At 63.4% G+C, this 23,725-nt stretch carries 22 protein-coding genes; 7 read left to right on the top strand and 15 right to left on the bottom strand.

The features are described 5' to 3' along the window. Positions 1-20: 20 nt before the first annotated feature. Entirely contained in the window at positions 21-725 is a 705-nt protein-coding gene (locus tag FSY45_RS12440) for an RNA pyrophosphohydrolase (protein ID WP_003062204.1), read from the bottom strand. A 94-nt stretch (positions 726-819) separates the two neighbouring features. Between FSY45_RS12440 and FSY45_RS12445 the strand changes: the two genes are divergently transcribed. Beyond that, a complete protein-coding gene (locus FSY45_RS12445) occupies positions 820-2,562 on the top strand; it encodes a proline--tRNA ligase (protein ID WP_003062206.1) in 1,743 nt (580 codons plus the stop codon). Between the two features lie 12 nt (positions 2,563-2,574). After that, positions 2,575-3,228 carry a lytic transglycosylase domain-containing protein gene (locus FSY45_RS12450; protein WP_046461088.1) on the top strand — a complete coding sequence of 218 codons (654 nt, stop codon included), beginning with the start codon at positions 2,575-2,577 and terminating at the stop codon, positions 3,226-3,228. A 110-nt stretch (positions 3,229-3,338) separates the two neighbouring features. Here the strand turns inward: FSY45_RS12450 and FSY45_RS12455 are convergent, their stop codons facing one another. The 8 genes from FSY45_RS12455 to hemA all read right to left on the bottom strand — a co-directional run bounded on the left by FSY45_RS12455 (position 3,339) and on the right by hemA (position 11,748). Continuing rightward, complete coding sequence (locus FSY45_RS12455; RefSeq protein ID WP_046461089.1) at positions 3,339-4,721, bottom strand: hemolysin family protein; 1,383 nt, start codon at positions 4,719-4,721, stop codon at positions 3,339-3,341. Between the two features lie 97 nt (positions 4,722-4,818). Continuing rightward, complete coding sequence (locus FSY45_RS12460) at positions 4,819-5,277, bottom strand: ribonuclease HI family protein (RefSeq protein WP_052951066.1); 459 nt, start codon at positions 5,275-5,277, stop codon at positions 4,819-4,821. Between the two features lie 33 nt (positions 5,278-5,310). Beyond that, on the bottom strand, positions 5,311-5,631 hold the full coding sequence (gene grxD, locus FSY45_RS12465) for a Grx4 family monothiol glutaredoxin (protein ID WP_003058519.1): 321 nt from the start codon (positions 5,629-5,631) through the stop codon (positions 5,311-5,313). 127 nt (positions 5,632-5,758) lie between these two features. Next, positions 5,759-6,616, bottom strand: coding sequence for a peptide chain release factor N(5)-glutamine methyltransferase (prmC, locus tag FSY45_RS12470; protein WP_046461090.1), 858 nt, complete (start codon positions 6,614-6,616; stop codon positions 5,759-5,761). Positions 6,617-6,647: 31 nt separating this feature from the next. Continuing rightward, entirely contained in the window at positions 6,648-7,181 is a 534-nt protein-coding gene (locus FSY45_RS12475) for an SUKH-3 domain-containing protein (RefSeq protein ID WP_046461091.1), read from the bottom strand. 9 nt (positions 7,182-7,190) lie between these two features. Next, positions 7,191-9,167 carry a PEP/pyruvate-binding domain-containing protein gene (locus tag FSY45_RS12480; RefSeq protein WP_046461092.1) on the bottom strand — a complete coding sequence of 659 codons (1,977 nt, stop codon included), beginning with the start codon at positions 9,165-9,167 and terminating at the stop codon, positions 7,191-7,193. A 70-nt stretch (positions 9,168-9,237) separates the two neighbouring features. Beyond that, complete coding sequence (gene prfA, locus FSY45_RS12485; RefSeq protein ID WP_046461093.1) at positions 9,238-10,317, bottom strand: peptide chain release factor 1; 1,080 nt, start codon at positions 10,315-10,317, stop codon at positions 9,238-9,240. Between the two features lie 126 nt (positions 10,318-10,443). Continuing rightward, a complete protein-coding gene (hemA, locus tag FSY45_RS12490; RefSeq protein WP_012837115.1) occupies positions 10,444-11,748 on the bottom strand; it encodes a glutamyl-tRNA reductase in 1,305 nt (434 codons plus the stop codon). Between the two features lie 72 nt (positions 11,749-11,820). Between hemA and FSY45_RS12495 the strand changes: the two genes are divergently transcribed. Further along, entirely contained in the window at positions 11,821-12,096 is a 276-nt protein-coding gene (locus FSY45_RS12495; RefSeq protein WP_003065972.1) for a hypothetical protein, read from the top strand. Positions 12,097-12,185: 89 nt separating this feature from the next. Here the strand turns inward: FSY45_RS12495 and FSY45_RS12500 are convergent, their stop codons facing one another. Beyond that, positions 12,186-13,091 (bottom strand): LysR substrate-binding domain-containing protein, encoded by a 906-nt coding sequence (locus FSY45_RS12500; RefSeq protein WP_046461094.1) that lies wholly within the window; start codon positions 13,089-13,091, stop codon positions 12,186-12,188. A gap of 146 nt (positions 13,092-13,237) precedes the next feature. Here FSY45_RS12500 and FSY45_RS12505 point away from each other — a divergent pair, with 146 nt between their 5' ends. The 4 genes from FSY45_RS12505 (at position 13,238) to FSY45_RS12520 (ending at position 18,115) form a co-directional block, all read left to right on the top strand. Further along, on the top strand, positions 13,238-14,227 hold the full coding sequence (locus tag FSY45_RS12505) for a tripartite tricarboxylate transporter substrate binding protein BugE (RefSeq protein WP_003058506.1): 990 nt from the start codon (positions 13,238-13,240) through the stop codon (positions 14,225-14,227). Between the two features lie 11 nt (positions 14,228-14,238). Then, the gene (locus FSY45_RS12510; protein WP_148748085.1) at positions 14,239-15,132 is read left to right on the top strand and encodes an N-formylglutamate amidohydrolase; all 894 of its coding nucleotides are present in this window, start codon (positions 14,239-14,241) and stop codon (positions 15,130-15,132) included. A gap of 190 nt (positions 15,133-15,322) precedes the next feature. Continuing rightward, complete coding sequence (locus tag FSY45_RS12515; RefSeq protein ID WP_046461095.1) at positions 15,323-16,951, top strand: tetratricopeptide repeat protein; 1,629 nt, start codon at positions 15,323-15,325, stop codon at positions 16,949-16,951. Between the two features lie 180 nt (positions 16,952-17,131). Beyond that, positions 17,132-18,115 (top strand): tripartite tricarboxylate transporter substrate binding protein, encoded by a 984-nt coding sequence (locus tag FSY45_RS12520; protein WP_179625555.1) that lies wholly within the window; start codon positions 17,132-17,134, stop codon positions 18,113-18,115. A 201-nt stretch (positions 18,116-18,316) separates the two neighbouring features. On the opposite strand, the gene ugpQ is transcribed toward FSY45_RS12520, so the two are convergent. The 5 genes from ugpQ to ugpB form a co-directional block, all read right to left on the bottom strand. Then, positions 18,317-19,093, bottom strand: a complete 777-nt coding sequence (ugpQ, locus tag FSY45_RS12525) for a glycerophosphodiester phosphodiesterase (protein WP_034362157.1) — start codon at positions 19,091-19,093, stop codon at positions 18,317-18,319. 182 nt (positions 19,094-19,275) lie between these two features. Then, positions 19,276-20,283: a sn-glycerol-3-phosphate import ATP-binding protein UgpC gene (locus FSY45_RS12535; RefSeq protein WP_003065985.1), complete on the bottom strand. Its 1,008-nt coding sequence runs from the start codon at positions 20,281-20,283 to the stop codon at positions 19,276-19,278. Positions 20,284-20,348: 65 nt separating this feature from the next. After that, entirely contained in the window at positions 20,349-21,197 is an 849-nt protein-coding gene (gene ugpE, locus FSY45_RS12540; protein ID WP_003065986.1) for a sn-glycerol-3-phosphate ABC transporter permease UgpE, read from the bottom strand. A 2-nt stretch (positions 21,198-21,199) separates the two neighbouring features. After that, positions 21,200-22,081 (bottom strand): sn-glycerol-3-phosphate ABC transporter permease UgpA, encoded by an 882-nt coding sequence (gene ugpA, locus FSY45_RS12545; protein WP_003065988.1) that lies wholly within the window; start codon positions 22,079-22,081, stop codon positions 21,200-21,202. Positions 22,082-22,203: 122 nt separating this feature from the next. Further along, complete coding sequence (gene ugpB / locus FSY45_RS12550; protein WP_003065990.1) at positions 22,204-23,517, bottom strand: sn-glycerol-3-phosphate ABC transporter substrate-binding protein UgpB; 1,314 nt, start codon at positions 23,515-23,517, stop codon at positions 22,204-22,206. Between the last annotated feature and the right edge of the window lie 208 nt (positions 23,518-23,725).

Raw genomic sequence — 23,725 nt, forward strand, 5'->3', positions numbered from 1 at the left:
GTGAGGCATTACGGCTTTGTTCATTGCAGAGGCTTGTGATCGGGCGGATTGTCTATGCCGGTCTGCGGGTCCGGGTCAAAACTGGCACCGGGCGGCAGCTCTATGCCGGGGTTGATGCGAAAGCTCCCTGTGCGGGCAGGGTACATGACCTGATGGTGCTGCCCAGGATGGGCGGTGCCGCCAGTGGTCTGGCCTGCCTCCTGATCGCGTGGCCGCATGCCGCTGCGCAGATAGCGGTTGCGCTGCTGCTCGCCGCGCGGCAGAAAGCGCGCCAACTCGGTCAGCGCCATTTCATAGACGCCGCGTTTGAATTCGACCACCACATCCAGAGGAACCCAGTAGTCATTCCAGCGCCAGGCATCGAACTCAGGGTGGTCGGTGGCACGCAGGTTCAAGTCCCAGTCATGGCCGACCAGTTGAAGCAAAAACCATATCTGCTTCTGGCCTTTGTAATGCCCGCGCGCGTCGCGGCGGATGTACCTGTCTGGCACCTCGTAGCGCAACCAGTCCCTGGTGCGGGCAACCACGCGAACGTGATTGGGCTTCAGCCCCACTTCCTCGTGCAGCTCGCGGAACATGGCTTGCTCGGGTGTCTCACCCCGATCAATGCCACCTTGCGGAAACTGCCAGCTGTGGGTGCGAATGCGTTTTCCCCAGAACACCTGGTTTCTTTGGTTGAGCAGGATGATGCCGACGTTCGGGCGAAATCCGTCCCGGTCAAGCATAATCAAACCCCAAATTTTTGAATTGTGTTCATTATGCATGGCCCCTTGTGATCGACAAGCGGGCCATGCCTATTTCCACTGAATTGCCAGTTCCATGAAAGCCTCCCAATTTCTCATCTCCACCCTGAAAGAAGCTCCGGCCGACGCCGAAGTGGTCAGCCACAAGCTCATGATGCGGGCTGGCATGATCAAAAAGCTGGGTGCTGGCATTTACAACTACATGCCCATGGGCCTGCGCGTGATCCGCAAGGTCGAGGCCATCGTGCGCGAGGAAATGAACCGTGCCGGCGCCATCGAAACCACCATGCCCGTGGTCCAGCCTGCCGAGCTGTGGCAGGAAACCGGCCGTTTCGAGAAGATGGGCCCCGAGCTGCTGCGCATCCAGGATCGTCATGGTCGTGATTTCGTGATCCAGCCCACGTCCGAAGAGGTGGTCACCGATATCGCGCGCCAGGAGTTCAAGAGCTACAAGCAGCTGCCCAAGAACCTCTACCAGATCCAGACCAAGTTCCGCGACGAGCGCCGTCCCCGCTTCGGCCTGATGCGCGGTCGCGAGTTCATCATGAAGGACGCCTATTCCTTCGACAAGGATCGCGATGCGGCCCAGATCAGCTACCAGACCATGCGCGAAGCCTATAAGCGCATCTTCGACCGCTTCGGTCTGCAGTACCGCGCCGTGCGTGCCGATTCGGGCGCCATCGGAGGCGATCTGAGCGAAGAGTTTCAGGTCATCGCTTCCACGGGTGAGGACGCCATCGTGTACTGCCCGAACAGCGACTACGCGGCCAATATCGAGAAGGCCGAGAGCCTGGCGCCCACCCAGGCCCGTCCTGCTGCCGTCCAGGCCATGCAAAAGGTCGCCACGCCCGGCAACAGCACCTGCGAAGCCGTGGCCGAGCAGTTGGGTCTGCCTCTGGCGCAGACCGTGAAGTCGCTGGTGCTGGCCACGGACGAGCTCGACGACAAGGGGCTGATCGTCAAGTCGCAAGTGTGGCTGCTGCTGCTGCGCGGCGATCACGAGATGAACGAGATCAAGGTCGGCAAGGTCGAGGGCCTGGCGGGCTTCCGTTTCGCGACCGTGGGCGAGATTGAGGAGCACTTCGGTGCCAAGCCCGGCTATCTGGGCCCCATCGGTCTCAAGAAGCCCGTGAACATCGTGGTGGACCGCGATGTGGCCGTGATGGCCGACTGGGTCTGCGGTGCCAACGAGGAAGACTTCCACATCACCGGCGTGAACTTCGGCCGCGACCTGCCCGAGCCCGCCGTGGTGGCGGATCTGCGCAATGTGGTGGCTGGCGACCGCTCGCCCGACGGCGCGGGCGAGCTGGCGATCGAGCGCGGCATTGAAATCGGTCATGTGTTCTATCTGGGCACCAAGTACTCCAAGGCCATGGAAGCCACTTTCCTCGGCGACAACGGCAAGCCCCAGCACTTCGAGATGGGCTGCTACGGCATTGGCGTGACCCGCCTGCCCGCCGCTGCCGTGGAGCAGAACCACGACGAGCGCGGCATGATATGGCCCGATGCGATTGCACCGTTCACCGTGGTGATCTGCCCCATCGGCATGGGTCGCAGCGAGGCCGTGAAGACCGAGGCCGAGAAGCTCTACGGCGAGCTGCTGGCACTGGGCGTGGACGTGATCCTCGACGACCGCGATGAGCGCCCCGGTGCCATGCTGGCCGACTGGGAGCTGATCGGCGTGCCCCACCGCGTGGTGCTGGGCGACCGCGGCCTGAAGGAAGGCGTGGTCGAGTACCAGCAGCGCCGTGACACAGAAGCCACAAAGCTGGCGACGAATGAGGTGCTGGCTCACCTCAAGAGCCGCCTGGGCCTGTAAGCTGCTGTTTCCATGCCCGAGACCCTGCTGAGCCGACGCCACTGCCTGAGGACTGCCGCTGCGCTGGCCGCCCCGGCGGCCGGCTGGCTGTGGCCGCAGGCGGCCTGGGCCGGCGGGCAGCTCGAAGAGCCGCTGGCCGACTCCGTGCGCACGGCGCTCAGCGCGGCCGTGGCGGGCTCGGGCGCGCCGCCCGAGCTGGAGTTCGCCTCCACAGCGGCGCGCATGAGCTATCTGCGCTGGCTGGTGGCCAGCAGCGACAAGCTGGCCAAGCGCAAGCCCGATCCTCAGGCACGGCGCGAATTCCTGCAGACCGTCTGGTACGAGTCCAAGCGCGCGGGTCTCGATGTGTCCATGGTCATGGGCCTGATACAGGTGGAGAGCGGCTATCGCAAATACGCCATCTCCAGCGTGGGCGCGCGTGGCTATATGCAGATCATGCCGTTCTGGATGCGGCTGATCGGTGACGGCGATATCGGCAAGCTGTTCCACATGCAGACCAATCTGCGCTTCGGCTGCGTGATCCTGCGCCACTACATGGACCGCGAAAAAGGCGATGCCTATATGGCACTGGGCCGCTACAACGGAAGCCGGGGCCAGCCCCAGTATCCGAATGCCGTGTTCGGCGCCCAGCGGCGCTGGCTGGTGGAAGAGCCGCAGCCGGTCTGATGCCGTGGCGATATACAGAAAAAAAGAGAGCGCCTGGCGCTCTCTTTTCATTGATTTCAGCAAGAAAAGAACCTGAAGTCCTTTGGAGATGATTGCAAGAAGCTCCTGATTCAGGAGTGGGTGCTTTTGCCAGCCTGGGACTGGGCAGCGCTGCCCTGCACCTTGGCCGCTGCGGCTGCAGAAGGTGCGGCAGATTCGGCCGCGGGCTCGGGCAGATGGGTCACCATGACCTGGTCGATGCGGTAGCTGTCCACGTCCAGCACCTCGAACTTGAAGCCGCCCCAGGTGACGGTATCGGTGCGGCGCGGCACGCGGCGCAGCATGACCATGAGAAAGCCGGCCAGCGTTTCGTACTCGTCGTCATGCGGCATATCGTCCAGATGCAGCACGCGCATCACGTCCTCGATGGGCGTGATGCCGTCGATCAGCCAGGAATGCTCGTCGCGGCGGATGATCTGCTCCTCGTCGGCCGGGCCGACCAGATCGCCCATCACCGTGCTCATCACGTCGTTGAGCGTCACCACACCCACGACCAGGCTGTATTCGTTGACGATGACGGCAAAGTCCTCGTGCACCATGCGGAACTGCTCCAGCACCTCGGCCAGCGTCAGGCGGTCGGGCACGATGAGCACCTTGCGGATCAGGCTGTCGTCGCTGAGCGACAGCGGCTGGTTGTTGAGCGCGCGCTGGAACAGGTCCTTGGCGTCCACATAGCCGATCACATGGTCGATATCGCCGTCGCAGACCGGGTAGGTGGAAAAGGGCTCCTCGGCAATGCGGGCGCGGATGATGGCGTCGCTGTCGTCGCGGTAGAAGAAGGCCACGCTGTCGCGCTGGGTCATGGCAGAGGCCACGGTGCGCGAGTCCAGCTCGAAGACATTGGCAATCACCTGTTGCTCGCGGGCAGCCAGCACGCCGGCCTTGGTGCCTGCTTCGGTCATGGCCAGGATGTCGTCGCTGGTGATGCGCTCGTCGCGCGTCGCGGGCAGGCCCAGCAGGCGAAACAAGGTGTCGGTCGCCAGGTTGTAGAACCAGATGATGGGCTTGAAGATCACCACAAACCAGCGCATGGGGGCGAGCACGCGCACCACATAGCGCTCGGGCTCGTTCATGCTGATGCGGCGCGGCAGCAGGTCGGCCAGCAGGATGAAGGCCGAGGTGACTATGAAAAACGAGAGCAGGAAGCCGAGCGTCGCCGAGAGGCTGGGCGAGAACCAGATCGAGAAGAACTCGGTCAGTGCGGGGCTGAACGCACCCTCGCCGACGATGCCGCCAAGGATGGCGACGGCATTCTGTCCCACTTGCACCACGGTGAAATATTCGCCCGGCTGCTCCTGTACGCGCAGCGCATGCTCGGCTCCTTCGTTGCCGTCGTCGGCCATCTGGCGCAGGCGCAGGCGGCGCGAGGCGGCCAGAGAAATCTCCGCCACAGAGAAAAAGGCGCTGAGCAGAATCAGCAGAACAATCACCGCAAGGCTTTGGGACACACTCATAGGCAGGGCTGCTGCGGCACCTGGCAGTGCCTGCGGCCGGTTATCAAGGAGTCTCTATTCGACCACATAAAGCCTGCGGCAGGCAGCTGTACTGGCTTCAGGGCTGAAGCGCGGCTGCCGAACGGGCCATGCGTGCCAGCGCATCGGCCTCGGTATTGCGGTGTCTGGGCACCCATTGCAGCACCAGCTCGTCAAAGTCCTGCATCTGTGCGCGGGCGGCCTCGAACAGCGGGGCGAGCCGGGCGATGGGCCGCGCCGGCTTGGCCGTGGGCGGGCCGAGCTGCTCCAGCAACACCTGGGAGTCGGTGCGCACGGTCAGGCTGCGTGTGCCGAGATCGCGTGCCAGCTTCAGGGCGGCCATCAGCGCGCGCAGCTCGGCTTCGTTGTTGCAGCCGCTGCGGTGCAGATCCTGCGACAGCGTATGGCGGCTGCCATCGGGCAGCTGCAGCAACACGCCCAGGCTCATGGGGCCGGGGTTGGGCAGGGCACTGCCATCGATATGGATGCAGCAGTGGTGAGGGGGAACAGGTTTGGGGGGCGGCATGAAAAAAGCCACCGGGGTGCCGGTGGCTTGCAGACGGGGTTGGGCTTACTTGGCGGCCAGCACTTGCTGCAGCTCGCCTGATTCGTACATCTCCATCATGATGTCCGAGCCACCGATGAATTCGCCCTTGATGTAGAGCTGGGGGATCGTGGGCCACTGGCTGTAGTCCTTGATGCCCTGGCGGATTTCCTGGTCTTCCAGCACGTTCACGGTGGCGATGGACTTGGCGTCCACGCCGCAGGCCTTGAGGATCTGGATGGCACGGCCGGAGAAGCCGCACTGGGGGAAGCTGGCGTTGCCCTTCATGAACAGCAGGATGTCGTTGTTCTTGACCAGGTCGTCGATGCGTTGTTGAGTGTTGCTCATAGTGGGCTCCGGATTTTGGAAATGGCGGTACCAGCCGCGATGTCTGCAATTATTTCACCGACCGCAAGGAATGCGATGCTGTGAGGAAATCTTGCTACGTGTTTATCTGGGGGCGAAGGTCTGGAAATCAAGCCTTGCCGGTCCGGCAGCCGCCCGTGCAGCGTGCAATGCCGGCCAGGTCGTGGCGGTGCTGGACCTGCCCGAAGCCGGCCGCCTGCATGAGCTGTGTCACGTCTTCGGCCTGATCCCAGCCATGCTCGAAAAGCAGCCAGCCGCCAGCCTTCAGGTGTGCCGGGGTCTGGTCGATGATGCTGCGTATGTCCTCCAGCCCGTCCGCGCCGCTGGCCAGGGCCGACAGCGGCTCGTGGGTCAGCGCCGCCAGGTGTGGGTCGTCGGCGCGGATATAGGGCGGATTGCTGACGATCAGATCGACGGGTTCCTGCCCGTCCAGAGGCTGCAGCCAGCTGCCATGGGCGAACTGCACGGGCAGTTGGAGGCGGGCGGCGTTGTTGCGGGCCACGGCCAGGGCATCGGCGCTGGCGTCCACGGCGATGACCCGGGCTGAGGGGCGCTGGCTTTGCAGGGCCAGGGCAATGGCGCCGCTGCCGGTGCCCAGATCCACGACGCGGTGGGCGGCGCCTTCGGGCAGCAGCTCCAGCGCCCAGTCCACCAGGGTCTCGGTATCGGGGCGCGGGTCCAGCACCCTGCTGTCCACGGCCAGATCCAGGCCGTAGAACTCCTTGCTGCCGGTCAGATAGGCCACGGGCGCGCCCTGCTGGCGCTGGGCGCAGAGCTGGGCCCAGCGGGCCTGCTGCTCGGCGCTCAGCCCATCGCCGTCATGGGTGATGAGCCAGGCGCGGGCATGCGCTGGCTGCTGCATCAGGTGCAGCAGCAGCATCTGTGCATCGACACGCGCCAGGCCTTGGCGGGCGGCTTGCTGCAGGGCTTGGGCGACGGAGAAAGTGGGGGGCGAGAATTCGGTCATGGCTTGGCCGGTGGCGATCGTCTTCAGAAATTCAGTAGCGGTATATCTCGGGGTCGCCCGCCTTGTAGAGCGTGCCGTACAGCTGGGTCGACGACTGGCCGGGCTCCAGCATGGGGCGCGAACGTATTCCCCGCAACAGATGCTCCAGCGCCTGCTGAAGATTCTCGCCCTCGAAGCTCATGCCTACAAAAGACCAGGAAAAGCAGCGTCCATCGCCTGCCATCAGCAGCTGGCCGTGGGAGTGGTGAACGTCGGCAACTGCTATCAGTCGGGTGTTCAGGCGCTGTTCCCAGGAGAGCAGGGCGTCGTCTGCATCTTCCCCGGTGAAATACGCTTCGAGCCAGTCAAACTCTATATCGCTGCTGGCGCATTCCCGGCCCTTGCCCACCTGGCCTATGTGCAAGCCCGCCAGGTTCTGCAGTGCCGCCACGGCAGGGTGGCTGGTCAGACTGGGCTGTTGGTCCAGAGCGCTTTGCACAGGCACGGGAATGGCGACCTCTCGCTGCGGGGTCCAACCCCGGGCTTGCAGCAGCTCGATGACGACAGGTGACTCGAAATTCAGCATGGCGGATTTTCAACGCCCGGGCGCCGAGATGAAGGGGCGCGCCTGCAGGATGATGAGCTGATCGCCCTGCACGGCCCACTCGATGTCCTGATCCCGGCCGCCAAAGCGTTGCTTGATGCCGGCTCCTGCGCGGGCCAGTCGCTGCACCAGTGCGTCGCTGAGCACGGCGCGGCCGGCAGTCACGGCCACTTCGCGCACGCCGCCCCTGGTGTCCAGCTGCAGCGCCACATCGTCCTGGGAACGGTTGAGTACCTGCACGGCCTTGCTGCGGCTGGAGTAGAGGATTTGCTCAGCGACCCGCTTGCCCTCGACCACGCGGATGCCTATGCCGCGCTTGGCGGCGATATAGCTCATGTGGCGGTGCGAGGCATCGAAGGGGTCGCGGGTGATCATCACGCCAGAGGCGGAGGAGTCCACGGCGTTTTGCACAAACACCGACATCATCAGCTGCGCATCGTCGATGCCCGCTGCCTGTCTGGCTTCCCAGGCCTCGAAGTTGTAGATCGAGGCCCAGACCTTGCGCACGGCGGCGACCAGGTCCGTCTCGCTGCGCACATTGGGCACGGTGGTGTAGAGGCCTGCTCCGCTGAAGTTGGGCAGGTCCTCGGAGCTGGACGAACTGCGCACGAACACTCCCTGGCTGCCTAGCTGGCCGGACCAGCGCTGGGTCCAGGCATCGGCCACGGCCGGGCTGACGGGCCATTGCTCGATTTCGGTCTGCAGCGCGGACAGGGCCTGCCTTCGGATACCGGCATCCGTCGCGAAGCCGGGCTGCTGGCGCATGCGGGCAATGCGCTCGGCCAGGCCGTTGGAGCGCATGAAGTCGGCATAGGCGGCAAACGGAATGCAAAAGCCATCGGGCACGCTGACGTCCGCGAGGCGGGCGGACTGGATCTCGCCCAGATTGGCGGCCTTGGCACCGCAGCGGCGGCGGTCCGCGCTGCGCAGAGCGGCCAGAGGCACCAGTTCGCTGCGACTCAGATCGGGCTGCAGCAAGACCTTGCGGCCCTTGGCCGGCGGTTGCTGGGCCTGCTTTTCGGCGCTCTGTTGTTCGGCAGCCGTGGCGGCGCGCAGCGCAAAGCCGGCGGGCTGTACGTCGATATGCACCCAGCGGCCGTTGAAGTCCGCGTATTGCTCGGCCGCTTTTTGCACATAGGCATTGGGTATGCCCCAGCCACGCGCCAGCAGATTGACATGGGATAGCACCGTGGAAGGGCGCTCCGTCACCACGCCGGCCACGGGCGGCAGGCTGATGGGTACTTCACGCAACAGCACGATGTCCCTGGGCTGGAGGTCATTCACGGCTTCGGCCCGGTTCAGGATGCGCAGCCGGCCCACGGCCTGGCCCTGGTTCAGCGGCAGATAGGTCTGGGCTCCCAGCAACTGGGCCTGGGTGACCGCTGCAACACCGGCCTGCTGGGCCACGGCTTCCTGCTGCGTGGAGTTGGCCTTGAAGCGCACAGGGGCGAAGAAGCCGGTTTTCAGCGCGGCCGCTGTGGTCTGCAGCAGCTCGGGCGTGAGCTGGTCGCCTTCCCAGAACTCGTAGCTGTAGTCCTTGAGCACGGGCTGCCAGCTCAGCGTGCCGAGAATGAAGCGACGGCCCGGCTCGCGGTAATTGCGGTTGAGCTCTGGCTTGCCGCCCTGTAGCAGGCTTTTGGCGCGCAGAAAATCTTCGTGAAACGCGTAACGCGGCGTGTTGATGAAATGCAGCGGCGTGCTCTTGCTTTGGCGGTCGATCACAAACAGCACATGGGGCATGGCGCTGACCGGATCGAAGATGCGGGCCACGCGATCGAAATCGGCGCGGCTGGTCAGGGCCGGCAGGCTGGCAGGAGCGTTGCGGTTGCCGCTGGCGTCGACCGGGCGCCCCGCACCCGAGTCATAGGCCGATGGCTTGCGCAAGGCCTGAGCCTGGGCGGCGGTCGATGTGAACAACAGGCCGGATAGCAGAGCAGAAACCAGAACCGGCAAAAAGCGCTGTGTCATCTTGAAATTGTTCCCATTTCTGGCGAAGCGTTCTAACGGACCCGGCTCGAGCCGGCTGAAGCCTGGCTGCTCAGGAAGCGGCCAGCTCCGCCAGCAACTCGGCCTCGCGTGCATGTTGCAGGGCCTGGATCACGTCGCCCAGATCGCCTTCCATCACGGCCAGCAGCTTGTACAGCGTGAGGTTGATGCGGTGGTCGGTGAGGCGGCCCTGGGGAAAGTTGTAGGTGCGGATGCGGTCGCTGCGGTCGCCCGAGCCGATCAGGCCCTTGCGCATGGCGGCTTCCTTGGCGGCCCGCTCGCTGCGTTCCTTTTCCTGGATGCGGGCCTGCAGCACCTGCAGGGCCTTGGCCTTGTTGCTGTGCTGGCTGCGGCCGTCCTGGCATTCGGCCACGATGCCCGTAGGCAGGTGGACCACGCGCACGGCGGAGTCGGTCTTGTTGATGTGCTGGCCGCCGGCACCGCTGGCGCGAAAGGTGTCGATGCGCAGATCGGCGGGATTGAGCGTGATGGCCTCGGCCTCGTCGGGCTCGGGCATCACGGCCACGGTGCAGGCGCTAGTGTGGATGCGGCCCTGGGTTTCGGTGGCGGGCACACGCTGCACGCGGTGGCCACCCGACTCAAAGCGCAGCGCGCCGTACACATTGTCGCCCTCGATGCGCAGCACCACTTCCTTGTAGCCGCCGATTTCGTTTTCGCTGGCGCTCATCACTTCCACCTTCCAGCCCACATTGGCGGCGTAGCGGGTGTACATGCGGGTCAGGTCGCCGGCAAACAGGGCCGATTCGTCGCCGCCCGTGCCGGCGCGGATTTCGACAAAGGCGGGGCGCGCATCGTCGGGGTCCTTGGGCAGCAGCAGGCGCTGCAGTTCGTCCTCGAGCTTGATCAGCTCGGCCTCGCCGCTGCCGATCTCTTCCTGAGCCATTTCGGCCATGTCGGGGTCGTCCAGCATGTCACGCGCGGCGGCGATGTCGGCTTCGGTCTGCAGGTAGCGGGTGTAGCGACTGGCAATGGCCGTCACATCGGCATGTTCGCGCGAGATGGTGCGGTACTGCTTCATGTCGCCCATGATGTCTTCGCGCGAGAGCAGAAAATCCAGCTCCTGCAGGCGTTGGGCATAGCGTTCGAGCTGGTTGCGCAAAAAGTCTTGCATAGGGGGTACCGAGGGCTTGGGAAAGGTGAAGGGGCTCACCTTTGTGGAGTCAGGGAAGAGGGAGGGCAGGCCACGGTCGGGCCTTGCGCTGCGCGAGGACGGCAGCGACCAAGCGGGCGAGCGTCGCTAAAGCTTGCTGGGGTTGCGGCTGGCGCGCAGGAACAGGCGGGAGACGGTGTCCGCCGTCTGGGCGCGCTCTTCGGCATCGCCCTTGTGCAGCTCGGCCATGGTGCCGTGCAGCATTTTCTGTGTGAGGCCGCGCGAGAGCGCTTCCAGCACGGTATCGATGTCTTCGCCCTTGGCCAGCAGCTTTTTGGCGCGGGCAATTTCCAGCGCACGCCATTCGTCGGCCTGGGCATTGACCTGCTGGATCAGCGAGACCGCGCCACCAACGGGATTGCGCTGGTCCATCCACTGCATAAAGCTCTGCACGCCGGTGTCTATGATGACTTCGGCCTGTTGCACGGCGGCCTGGCGCTGGGCCTGACCGGTACGCACGACGGTTGCCAGATCGTCCACGGTATAGAGGTAGACGTCGTTGAGGTCTTTGACCTCGGATTCGATATCGCGCGGCACGGCCAGGTCGACCATGAAGATGGGGCGGCGCTTGCGCTTCTTGAGAGCGGACTCCACGGCACCCAGGCCGATGATGGGCAGGGTGGATGCCGTGCAGCTGATGATGGCGTCGTACTCGTGCAGATGCTCGGGCAGGTCTGCCAGACGCATGGTGCCGGCGCCGAACTGGGCGGCGAGCTTTTCGCCGCGCTCCATGGTGCGGTTGGCGATGGTGATCTGCCTGGGGTTGCGGGCAGCGAAGTGGGTGGAGACCAGCTCGATCATCTCGCCCGCGCCCACGAACAGCACGCGAATCTTGCTGAGGTCTTCGAACAGTTGGCCGGCCAGGCGTACGGCAGCGGCAGCCATGGAGATGCTGTGCGCACCGATCTCGGTGGAGCTGCGCACTTCCTTGGCCACGGCAAAGCTGCGCTGGAACAGCTGGTTGAGCGTGGTGCCCAGGGCGCCCGCAGTCTCGGCCGCGCGCACGGCGTTCTTCATCTGGCCGAGGATCTGCGCCTCGCCCAGCACCATGGAGTCCAGTCCCGAGGCCACGCGGAAGGCGTGGCGGGCGACCGAGCCATCCTGCAGCAGATACGAGTGCTGGCGCAGCAATTCAGGCGCCACGCCGCCGCTGTTGGCCAGCCAGTGCATGGTGTGATCCATGGCGGGGGCGTCGGCAGCGCAGTAGATCTCGGTGCGGTTGCAGGTGGAGAGGATGGCGGTTTCCACGGCGCTGTGAGCCCGGCCAGCGTGGGACAGGGATGCGCGCAGGCCTTGCAGCGTCGGCGCGATCTGATCGAGCGCGAACGCAAAACGGCCCCGCATATCGAGCGGAGCCGTGTGGTGATTGATACCTAAAGCCCAGACTGCCATAACAGGGGATTATAAAATTTAGTACCGAATTGGGCACCCCCCGGGCTCAAAGCCTTGGAATCGATTGTTGCCATGGATTTTGTTGCGAGCGTTAATCATTTACTCAACTTCCTCGCCCCTGCGTTTTTTCTCGCTCTGGGCCTGGCAATCTGTGCTCGCTTTTTAAAGCAAAACAAGGCTGGAGCCCAATCCTTTATTGCGCAGGTAGCTATTAATTTCATATTGGGTGTAGCGGTTTTACTGCTCAGTCTCTGGCTGTTTTCACGCGACGGCAAGATGCTCGCTTATGCCGCACTGGTCTGCACAAGTGCCTGCTGCCAGTGGGTGCTTTCCCGAGCTTGGCGCTGATTGGCGTACCGGCCGGAAAGCTGTTTTGCGTGAAATCTTGATCTGACTCAAGAGTGCCTGTTGTATTCGCGCCAGTGTCTGGCCAGGCCTCAGTCGCTGACGGCCCTGGGCCCGGCCTGCTCCAGTATCCAGCTGCGAAACTGCTTCAAGGCCTCCGTGGGAGGCCGGTTGCCTTGCTGGCACAGAAAGTAGCCGCGCTCGATATGCACCGGCGCATCCAGCGCCAGAGCCACACGGCCCGATGCGAGATCCTCTTCCACCAGGCAGCGCTGTACCATGGCCACACCCATGCCGGCTGCCACGGCCTGCACCAGCAGGGCCACGGTCTCGAAGTCCGCAACCGGGGCGGGGCAGGACTGGCTCATGCCCCGGGCCTGCATCCAGCTGGCCCAGTTGCCAGGGTAGTTGGTGTGAAACAGCAGCGGGCGGTTCAGCAGATCCTGCTCGCTGCGGATGGGGTTCGGTCCCTGCAGCTCGCGCGGGTGGCAGATGGGAATGAGGTCGCGGCCGATCACATACTCGGCCTCCACGCCTGCCGGCCAGTGCTGGCTGCCGACGCGAATCCAGGCATCGATCTCCGGCGCATTGAGCGGATCGTCGCGCCGGTAGGGCGCGAAGGAAAGCATGATTTGCGGATGACGGCGGTTGAAGTCGGGCAGGCGCGGAATCAGCCAGTGGCTGAACAGCGTGGGAATGACCGACAGGCGCAGCTGCGGCCCGTGGCGGCGCCTGCGGGCGGCGGCCGACGCGGCCTCTATCGCCATCACGGCAGGCTCTATCGCCTGCAGATAGTCCTGTCCTGCCGCGGTCAGCGCGTTGCGTCTGCCCAGGCGCTCGAACAGGGCAAAGCCCAGATGCTCCTCAAGCCTGGCAATGGCCCGGCTGATGCCGCCTTGCGTCACGTACAACTCCTGCGCGGCGAGCGAGTAACTGCCCAGGCGGGCGGCTGCGGCAAAGGCGTGAAGTTCGGACAGGGACGGAGAGTGCATGCGCATGACGGCTTGAATTATGACGGCTGGTAATACTTGCGTGCCGTCTTGTCGCTTTTCGTGGTGCGGCCTGCGGCACAGAATGAAAAAAAGGTTGGAGTGCCAAATCCTGCGCCCTTCGACCGACTCATAACCAGTCAAGGAGAAGCCGCATGGCTATTCGTCGTACCGTTCTGTCATCCATTGCCGCCTGCGCCGCAGCCGCCGCGCTGTCCCCCGCGTTCGCTGCGAATGCAGCAGCGGACTACCCCAATCGCCCTATCCGCCTGATCGTGCCCTTTGGAGCCGGTGGCTCCACCGACATGGTGGCGCGCCTGCTGGCCGACAAGATGGGCCAGATACTGGGCAAGGCCGTGGTGGTGGACAACCGTGGCGGAGCCGGCGGCTCCATCGGCGCTTCGGAAATTGCCAAGGCCGCTCCCGACGGCTACACCATCGGCATGGCCACGGTGTCCACCCATGGCTCCAACCCTGCCATCTTCCGCAAGCTGCCCTATGACGCGATCAAGGACTTTGCTCCCATCACCAATGTGATGAGCGTGCCCAGCGTGTTTGTAGTGAACGCCAGCGTGCCTGCCAAGACCATGAAGGAATTCATCGCGCTGGCCAAGGCCAACCCCGACAAGTACACCTTTGCCTCACCGGGCACGGGATCGCTCGGACATGCCAATATCGAGAACTTCATGAACCTGGCCGGTATCCAGCTGCTGCACATTCCTTACAAGGGAGCGGGCCAGGCGATTACCGATGCACTGGGCGGACAGGTCAATGCCATGACGGACAACCTGCCTTCGACCCTGCCGCATATCAAGGCCGGCCAGCTGCGTCCCCTGGCCGTGCTGGCCCTCAAGCGCAGCGATGTGCTGCCCGATGTGCCCACCTATACCGAGCTGGGCTACCCCCAGATGGGTGACGGCGGCTGGTTCGGCCTGGTGGCGCCTGCGGGCACACCCAAGCCCATCATCGACAAGCTCAATGCTGCGGCACACAAGGTCATGGCTTCGCCCGACTATCTGGAAAAGCAGAAGTCCATCTCCGGCGAGTCCATGGGCAACACGCCTGAGCAGTTTGCCAAGCAGATCAAGACTGCAATCGAGCGCTACACGGCCGTGGCCAAGCGCGCCAATATCAAGCTGGACTGATGAAGGCTTCAATGTCTGTGCCTGATTTTCTGCAAGCCAGACCGGCCGAGCCTGTGCTGGTGCACCCGGCCCGGGGCGAGGTTCTGCCCATAGTCTGCGACTCGCCGCACAGCGGCACGGCCTATCCCGAGGATTTCGGTGCCGTCGTGCCCATGAGTCTGCTGCGTCGCGGCGAGGACACGCATGTGGCCGCGCTCTGGGACCGCTGGCCCGAGTTCGGCGCCACATTGCTGGAAGCGACTTTTCCTCGTACCTATGTCGACCCCAATCGCAACGAGTCCGACCTGGACCCTGCGCAAATCGAGGGCGAGTGGCCGGTGCCGCTGTCGCCCAGCATCAAGACCCAGCAGGGGCTGGGCCTGATCTGGCAGCGCATTAGCAAGGCCGGCGTGGCCACTTCTTTGTATGAGCGCAAGCGCACCGTGGCCGAAGTGCAGCACCGTATCGAGCGCTACTGGCGCCCCTATCACGCGGCGCTGGCGCAGGCCATCGACGACAGCGTGGCTCGTTTCGGAGCCGTGTGGCACCTGAATCTGCACTCCATGCCCAACGATGTGTACCAGCGACTGGGGCGCAGCGATGCACCGCCGCTGGCCGACTTCGTGCTGGGCGACCGCGACGGCACGACCTGCGCGCCCGAGTTCATCCATCTGGTGGGCGATACGCTCAAGGGCTTTGGCTACAGCGTGGCCTACAACGAGCCCTACAAGGGCGTGGAGTTGATCGGGCGCATAGGCCAGCCGCAGCTCAATCGCCACTCCATGCAGATCGAGATCCGTCGCCCCGTCTATATGGATGAGGACACGCGCGAACCGAATGCCGGCTTCGAGCCGCTGCGCAGGCATTTTGCCGGGCTCATGCAGGTGCTGGCGGACTATGTGCGCCAGCAGATGATCAGAGGCTGAAACCCGTCCATCGCTCCAGGCCCGGCGTTGCCGGGCTTTTTCATGTCACGGTCAAATGTCAAAAAAACTGTGGCGAGGATGCCGCGATTGAGGGCTTCCTTATCGAAGCTGCTATCAGAATCAGTTACGCTCGCAGGTTGGTGTCATCGTATGTCTGATGTAACAACAAGCGTCTAGGAATCGTACCGGAATGAAGTTCACTCCCATCGCAGCGCTGGTCATGTCGAGTCTGGCGGCCTTTGCCCAGAGCGCATCCGCGCAAACCGGTGCGGAAGGTCGCATGAATTTTTTGCGCGATTCCAGAGCCGCCACATCGGGCCCCCAGTTTGAATTCAGTCGTCTGCAATACGGCCCGCTGCCGATTGCAGGCTCGCGCGTAGCCTCCACGGCCGGTCCGCTGCAGGCTGCCGAGCGCGGCGATGCCAAGGCGCAGAACCAGCTGGGCGAGATGTATGTGCATGGACAGGGCGTGCCCCAGAATGCCGCCACGGCCGCGCAATGGTTCCGCAAGGCCGCGGCCCAGGGACATGCGGGTGCCCAGAACAGCCTGGGGGCGCTGTATGCCAACGGCCAGGGCCTGCCGCAGAACTATCGCGAGGCTGCCCAGTGGTATGGCCGCGCGGCGCAGCAGAGCAATGCCGTGGCCCAGTACAACCTGTCCCACCTCTATCAGGAAGGTCTGGGCGTGCCCCAGAGCTTCAGCACCGCAGCCCAGTGGCTGGAAAAATCTGCCGCTCAAGGCCATGTGACGGCCCAGTTCGAGCTGGGCCAGCGCTACCTCAAGGGCAATGGCGTGGCCGTGAACTACATGACGGCTGCCGACTGGTTCAAGAAAGCGGCCGATCAAGGCCATGCGGAAGCGCAGAACCAGCTGGGCTCCATGCTGTCCGACGGCGTGGGCGTGAAGCTGGACCCCGTGCAGGCCGCTCAGTGGCTGCAGCGCGCTGCCGAGCAGGGCGATGCCAGGGCCCAGAACAGCCTGGGCCGCATGTATATGGATGGCGTGGGTGTCCCGCGCGACTACAAGCTGGCGGCTTCCTGGTTCCAGAAGAGCGCCGAGCAATGGAATGCCGACGGCCAGAACCATCTGGGTCGTCTGTATCTCTACGGTCTGGGTGTGGAGCAAAGCCCAGCCTATGCGGCGCAATGGTTCCAGCGCGCGGCTGACCAAAATCATGCCGATGCCCAGTACAACCTGGGCACCATCTATGCCGAAGGCCTGGGCACGCCCCAGAACTACGGCACGGCTCTGCAGTGGTATCAGAAGGCGGCCGAGCAAGGTCATGCTGCTGCCATCAATAACGTGGGTACGCTGTACGCCGAAGGCCGTGGCGTTGCGCAGAACTATGCGACGGCCATGCAGTGGTTCCGCCGCGCGGCCGACAAGGGCGATGCCTCGGCCCAGTTCAACCTGGCGCGTCTGTATGCCGATGGCCAGGGCAGTGCCGCCAGCCCCGCTCAGGCGATGAAGTGGTATGCGGCGGCAGCCGAGCAAGGCCATTCCGGTGCGCAGAACCGCCTGGGCGTGATGTACGCCGAAGGCCAGGGCGCTGCGCGCGACTACGGCAAGGCCGTGCAGTGGTATCAGCGTGCGGCCGAGCAGGGCGATGCCGCTGCCCAGTACAACCTGGGCATGGTCTATGCACAGGGTCAGGGCGTGCCGCGTGACAATGCCAGGGCCTACTTCTGGTACAACCTGGCGGCCATGGAGCTGGGCGGCGATGCCGCCAAGCGCCGTGACGAAGCGGCCAACAAGCTCACCATTGCCCAGGTGGCCGAGCAGCAGAACAAGGCCTTGGCCTGGCAGCCCAAGCGCTGATTGCCGCCTGGCACTCTGGCAAGCAAGCGCTTCCCTCGAGAAGCGCTTTTTTATGCCGGCCGGCCACCGCCATGGTTCAGAGCAAGGCTCGAATGCCGCTGCCGGTGCAGGCTGGTCGAGCCGGGTTTGCCTGGGCCGTGCCTGGCGCTGCCGACGATTTTTAAAACCAAGGAGACAACAATGAACAAGATTTCAATGAACATGCTGGCCGGCCTGATGGCTGGCGCAGGCCTGCTTTTGTCCGCGGGCGCACAGGCTCAGGACGCCTTTCCCACCAAGCCGATTCGCATCGTGCTGGGCTTCCCCGCCGGCGGCCCGCTGGACCAGCATGCCCGTCTGCTGACCGACAAGCTGCAGGGCGTGCTCGGTCAGCCGCTGGTGGTGGATTACAAGCCCGGAGCGGGCGGCTCGGTGGGGGCGCAGGACGTGATGCGCTCGCCCGCCGACGGCTACACGCTGATGCTGGCCAATACCGGCGTGATGGTCATCAACCCTGCGCTCTACAGCAAGCTGCCCTACAATACGCTCAAGGATTTCACGCCGATTGCCCGCACCGCCATGCAGCCGCTGGCGCTGCTGGTCAATAACAAGGTGCCGGCCAAGACGCTGACCGAGTTCACTAGCTATGCCAAGGCCAACCCCGGCAAGATCAACTTCGGCTCGGCCGGCAACGGCGGCATCAGCCATCTGGTGCCCGAGATGTTCAAGAGCGCCGCAGGCGTGGACCTGGTGCACATTCCCTACAAGGGCAGTGCGCCTGCGTTCACCGATCTGATCGGCGGCCAGGTGCAGTTCATGGCCGAGAGCATTCCTCAGGCTGCGGCCTATCACAAGCAGGGCAAGGTGCGCGCTCTGGCCGTGACCAGCAAGGAGCGCAACCCCGCGCTGCCCGAGGTGCCGACCGCCATAGAGTCCGGCCTCAAGGGCTTCGAGGTGGTGGGCTTCTATGGCTTCCTCGCGCCTGCCGGTCTGCCCAAGGAGGTGACGGCCAAGCTCAGCAATGCCTTCCAGCAGGTGATGAACATGCCCGATGTGAAGAGCCGCATGGTGGAGCAGGGCGCCGACCCGGCCTTCCTGGGCTCTGAAGCCTTCGGCAAGTTCCTGGCCGGCGAGACGCCGCGCTGGGCGGCAGCCGTCAAGGCCTCGGGCACGAAACTGGATTGACACCCCCTGAGGCCCTTGCGCGGCTGCCCTGATTTGTCAGTGCCAGTATTGGAGGTGGTGAACGCAAAAAAGCCCGGTCACTTTGGGTGGCCGGGCTTTTGTTTTGCTATGGGTATCGAAGCTGTTTGCGCTTGATTTGAAAGGAATCCAGCATTGATTAATGCTGAAATTCAAGGTGGATCTGCGTAAGCAGCTACTGATTTACAGCTGATCGCCTGTCTGCGCGGGGCTGAACATATCCACGCGGTCGGTGATGATGCCGTCCGTGCCCAGGTCGATCAGGCGTTGTGCGGCCCATTGGTCGTTGACGGTGTAGCTGCTGCAGTAGAGGCCTGCGCCATGCACCTTGGCCACCAGCTCGGGTGTCCACAGCGCATGGTTGAGCACCATGGCGCTGCAGTCCAGCTCCAGGGCCAGCTTCAGGTCGGCGTCACCGCTGGCGTCGGCCAGCTTGTCCACCAGCAGGCCGCGCGGAATATGGGCTGCGGTCTCGCGGGCGCCCTTGAGCGATTCGGACTTGAACGAGGTGAACAGCGGCTGTACCTCGGTTTGCGGCCAGATGCGCTGCATCAGCTCGCCGCAGGCGCGGCCGGTTTCCAGTTCCTGGCCCGGGGTCGGCTTGATTTCCACATTCAGGTGCAGATGGTTGGCCAGGCACCAGCGTGCCAGGGCCTCCAGCGTGGGCAGGGCTTCGCCCGCATAGGCGCGCGAGTGCCAGCTGCCGGCGTCGAGCTGGGCGATCTCTCCCATGCTCAGTGCGCCGCCAATGCCGTGGCCGTTGGTGGTGCGTTCCAGCGTGGCGTCATGCATCAGAAACAGCACGCCGTCCTGGCTGAGCTTGGCATCGCATTCAAAAAAGCGGTAGCCATGTTGCGCGCCCAGACGGAAGGCGCTCATGGTGTTCTCAGGTGCCAGCTTGCCGGCGCCGCGGTGGGCCACCCAGCGGGGATAGGGCCAGGGTTTCAAAGCAGTAGTCATGATCAATCCAACAAAGGTTTGCGGCTCAACACTTTTCTGCGAGTTTGGCGCTGCGCCTGGAGCAGGCAGCATTCAAACAGGAGACACCGAGGAAGGGCCGCCCCGCACCGAGGGTGTCGTCCCCCTCCGGCGCTCGCGCCAGAGAGGGGGAAGCGGCGAAGCCGCTCAGGGGGTGTTTTGATTTATACGCGTTTGCCGGTTTCGGCGTTGAACCAGTGCAGGCGGTCTTCGCGTGCCGAGATGCGGGCCGTTTCACCGGGCTTGGGATAGGGCTTGCCTTCTTCCACGCGCACGGTGACGTCTTCGTCGCCCACCTTGCCGTAGAGCAGGCGTTCGGCGCCCAGCAGTTCCACGGTCTGGACCTTGAACTCCACGCCGCCGGCTTCCACCAGGTCGATATGCTCGGGACGGATGCCCAGGATCATGCCGGGCTTGCCGTTGGGCGAGTGCTTGAGCAGGTTCATGGGAGGAGAGCCGATGAAACCAGCCACAAAGGTGGAGGCGGGCGTGTGATAGACCTCTTCGGGCGTGCCGAACTGCTCCACATTGCCGCCGTTCATCACCACCATGCGCTGGGCCAGGGTCATGGCCTCGACCTGGTCATGGGTCACGAACAGGCTGGTGATGCCCAGCTCGGCGTGCAGCTTCTGGATTTCCAGGCGGGTCTGGCCGCGCAGCTTGGCGTCCAGATTGGACAGGGGTTCGTCGAACAGAAAGACCTGGGGCTGGCGCACGATGGCGCGGCCCATGGCCACGCGCTGGCGCTGGCCGCCGGAGAGCTGGCGCGGCTTGCGGTCCAGCAGATGGCTCAGCTCCAGAATCTTGGCAGCCTTGTCCACGCGGCGCTTGATCTCGTCCTCGGGCACCTTGGCGAGCTTCAGGCCGTAGGCCATGTTCTCGTAGTTGCTCATATGGGGGTAGAGCGCGTAGTTCTGGAACACCATGGCGATATTGCGCTTGGCGGGCTCCAGGTCGTTGACCTTGTTGCTGCCGATCAGCAGGTCGCCGTCGGTGATTTCTTCGAGGCCGGCAATCATGCGCAGCAGGGTGGACTTGCCGCAGCCCGAGGGGCCGACCAGCACGATGAATTCGCCGTCGTTGATTTCGACGTTGATGCCGTGAATGACGGGTACGGCGGACTTGCCGGAGCCGTAGCGCTTGACGATGTTCTTCAGGGAGATGGATGCCATGAGAGGTATTCCAGGTATTCGTTCAATGGGTCAAAAGAAGGTGGTGGAGGCAGTGGGGGCGAGCTTTATTTCTCGGTATCCACCAGGCCTTTGACAAACCACTTTTGCATCAGCATCACCACGGCTGTCGGGGGCAGCATGGCCAGAATGGCGGTCGCCATCACAATGTTCCAGTCCACGGCGGCTTCACCGCCGGCCAGCATGCGCTTGATGCCGATCACCACGGGGTACATGTCTTCCGAGGTGGTCATCAGCAGCGGCCACAGGTACTGGTTCCAGCCGTAGATGAACTGGATCACGAACAGCGCGGCAATCGAGGTCTTGGACAAGGGCACCAGGATGTCCTTGAAAAAGCGCATGGCGCCGGCGCCGTCGATGCGCGCGGCCTCCACCAGCTCGTCCGGCACGGTCAGGAAGAACTGACGGAACAGGAAGGTGGCGGTTGCCGAGGCAATCAGGGGAAGGGTCAGGCCAGCGTAGCTGTTGAGCATGCCCAGCTCGGCCACGACCTTGTAGGTGGGCAGGATACGCACTTCCACGGGCAGCATCAGCGTCAGGAAAATCGCCCAGAAGCAGACCATCTTGAACGGGAAGCGGAAGTAGACGATGGCAAAGGCCGACAGCAGCGAGATGGCGATCTTGCCCACGGTGATGACCATGGCCACGACAAAGCTCACCCACATCATCTGCACGACATTGGTGTTGGAGCCGAGCTTGCCCGAACCGAGCAGGGCTTCGCGGTAGTTTTCCCACATATGCGAGCCGGGCAGCAGCGGCATGGGGGACTGCACGATGGCGTCCGCAGTATGGGTGGATGCGACCAGCGCCAGATACAGCGGAAAGGCCACGATGGCCACGCCCAGCAGCAGCACGGCGTGGGAGATGAAGGCAAGCCAGGGATTACGATCGACCATGATCAGTACTGCACTTTCTTTTCAACATAGCGGAACTGGATCACAGTCAGCACGACAACAATCAGCATCAGGATCACGGACTGGGCTGCGGAGCCGCCCAGGTCCAGCGCCTTGAAGCCGTCCTGGTAGACCTTGTAGACCAGAATCGATGTCGACTGGCCGGGGCCGCCCTGCGTGGCTGCATCAATGATGCCGAAGGTGTCGAAGAAGGCGTAGACGACGTTGATCACCAGCAGGAAGAAGGTGGTGGGCGAGAGCAGCGGCAGCTGGATGTTCCAGAAGCGGCGCCATGGGCCGGCACCGTCGATGGACGCGGCTTCGATCAGTGCCTTGGGAATGGACTGCAGCCCGGCGAGGAAGAACAGGAAGTTGTAGGAAATCTGTTTCCACACCGAGGTGATGACGATCAGGGCCATGGCCTGGTTTTCGTTCATCAGATGGTTCCATTCATAGCCCAGCTTGCCCATGTAATGGGTCACCACACCGATGGAGGGCGAGAACATGAAGACCCACAGCACGCCTGCGATCACGGGAGCCACTGCGTAGGGGATGATCAGCAAGGTCTTGTAGACCATGGCAAAGCGGATGATGCGATCCGCAAAGATGGCCAGAGCCAGCGAAACGGCAATGCCGACGCCGGCCACCAGCACGGAGAACAGTGCTGTGCGCTTGAAGGAATTCAGATAGGTGGGGTCGGCGAACAACTGGCGGAAGTTGTCCAGGCCAACCCATTCGGTACTCATGCCGAACGCGTCTTCCATCTGGAATGACTGGAGCACAGCCTGACCGGCGGGCCAGAAGAAGAAGATGCCGATGATCAGTAGCTGGGGGGCGATCAGCACCCAGGGAAGCCACTTGGATCGGAAAAGAACGCGTTTTTCCATGAGGAGTTACAAATAAAAAAACCGCCGGAGCCTGGGTGCAGTCAACGGGGTATTTGGGGGTGCAGAGCCTTGTTTGAAGGCCCCGCAGGCCTTGGCGGCACCCTTGCGGGTGCCTGGAGGGTTTACTGTTTGTAGGAGCGCTCGAAGCGAGCCAGCAGTTCGTTGCCGCGGCTCACGATGGAGTCCAGCGCCTGCTTGCCGGTCTTCTTGCCTGCCCATACCTGTTCGAGTTCTTCGTCCTCGATGGTACGGATCTGCACGTAGTTGCCCAGACGGATGCCGCGCGAGTTGTCGGTCACCTTGCGGATCATCTGCGTCACGGCGGTGTCGGTGCCGGGGTGCTTGGCGTAGAAGCCGGACTTTTCGGTCAGGTCGTAGGCCGCCATGGTCACGGGCAGGTAGCCGGTGCGCTGGTGCGAAGCGGCCTGCACCTTGGTCTGCGACAGGAACTCGAAGAACTTGGCCACGCCCTTGTACTCTTCGGCCTTCTTGCCAGCCATGACCCACAGCGAAGCGCCGCCGATCACGGTGTTCTGGGGAGCGCCCTTGACATCGGGGTAGTAGGGCAGGGGAGCCAGGGCGTAGTTGAACTTGGCGTTCTTGGCCACATCGCCGTAGAAGCCGGACGAAGTCTGGATCATGGCGCATTCACCGGCGGTGAACGAAGCCTGGGAAGTGGAGGCGCGGCCCTTGTAGACAAACTCGCCAGCCTTGGCTGCTGCGGCCAGGTTGTCGATGTGCTTGACGTGCAGAGGCGAGTTGATCTTCATGCGCGCCTTGTAGCCGTTGGCGCTCAGACCGTTGTGCTCGGTGGCGAATTCCACGTTGTGCCAGGTGGAGAAGGACTCCAGCTGGGTCCAGCCTTGCCATGCCAGGGTCATGGGGCAGCTGTGGCCGCTTTCCTTGAGCTTCTTGGCGGCAGCAAAGACTTCGGGCCAGGTCTTGGGGGCGACGTCGGGGTTCAGGCCGGCCTTCTTGAAGGCGTCCTTGTTGTAGTAGAAGATGGTTGTCGAGCTGTTGAAGGGGAAGCTCAGCATCTGGCCGTTGGGGGCCGTGTAGTAACCGGCCACGGCGGGGATATAGGCCTTGGGATCGAAAGCGACGCCGGCGTCATGCATCACCTTGCCCACGGGCACGGTCGCGCCCTTGGAAGCCATCATGGTGGCGGTACCCACTTCAAACACCTGCAGGATGTGAGGGGCGTTGCCCGAGCGGAAGGCTGCAATCGCGGCCGTCATGGATTCGTCGTACACGCCCTTGAACGTGGGCACGACCTTGTAATCCTTCTGGCTTTCGTTGAACTGCTTGGCCAGGTCATTGACCCACTCGTTATTCACGGCAGTCATCGAGTGCCACCATTGGATTTCGGTGACGGCTTGTGCCGAGAAAGTAGTAGCGGCGACGGCGGCGGCCATGGCCAGTTGCTTGAATTGCATGAAGGCTCCTCTAACGATCGTTGACGAAATATGCGGTGATGCACACTAAGTCATCCGTATGACATATGGATGTCATTGTTTGCATGGGCAACGCGCCGCACCATGGGCAGAACCCGCAGTCACAAGCCTTTGTATGACGATCCGGTGACATTTGATGGTGCGCGAAGCTGCGCCATTCTAGGTCAACGGCATTTCGTTTGTTGTTGGT

The sequence above is a fragment of the Comamonas sp. Z1 genome (assembly GCF_008121555.1).
Lineage (GTDB): Bacteria > Pseudomonadota > Gammaproteobacteria > Burkholderiales > Burkholderiaceae_C > Comamonas > Comamonas thiooxydans.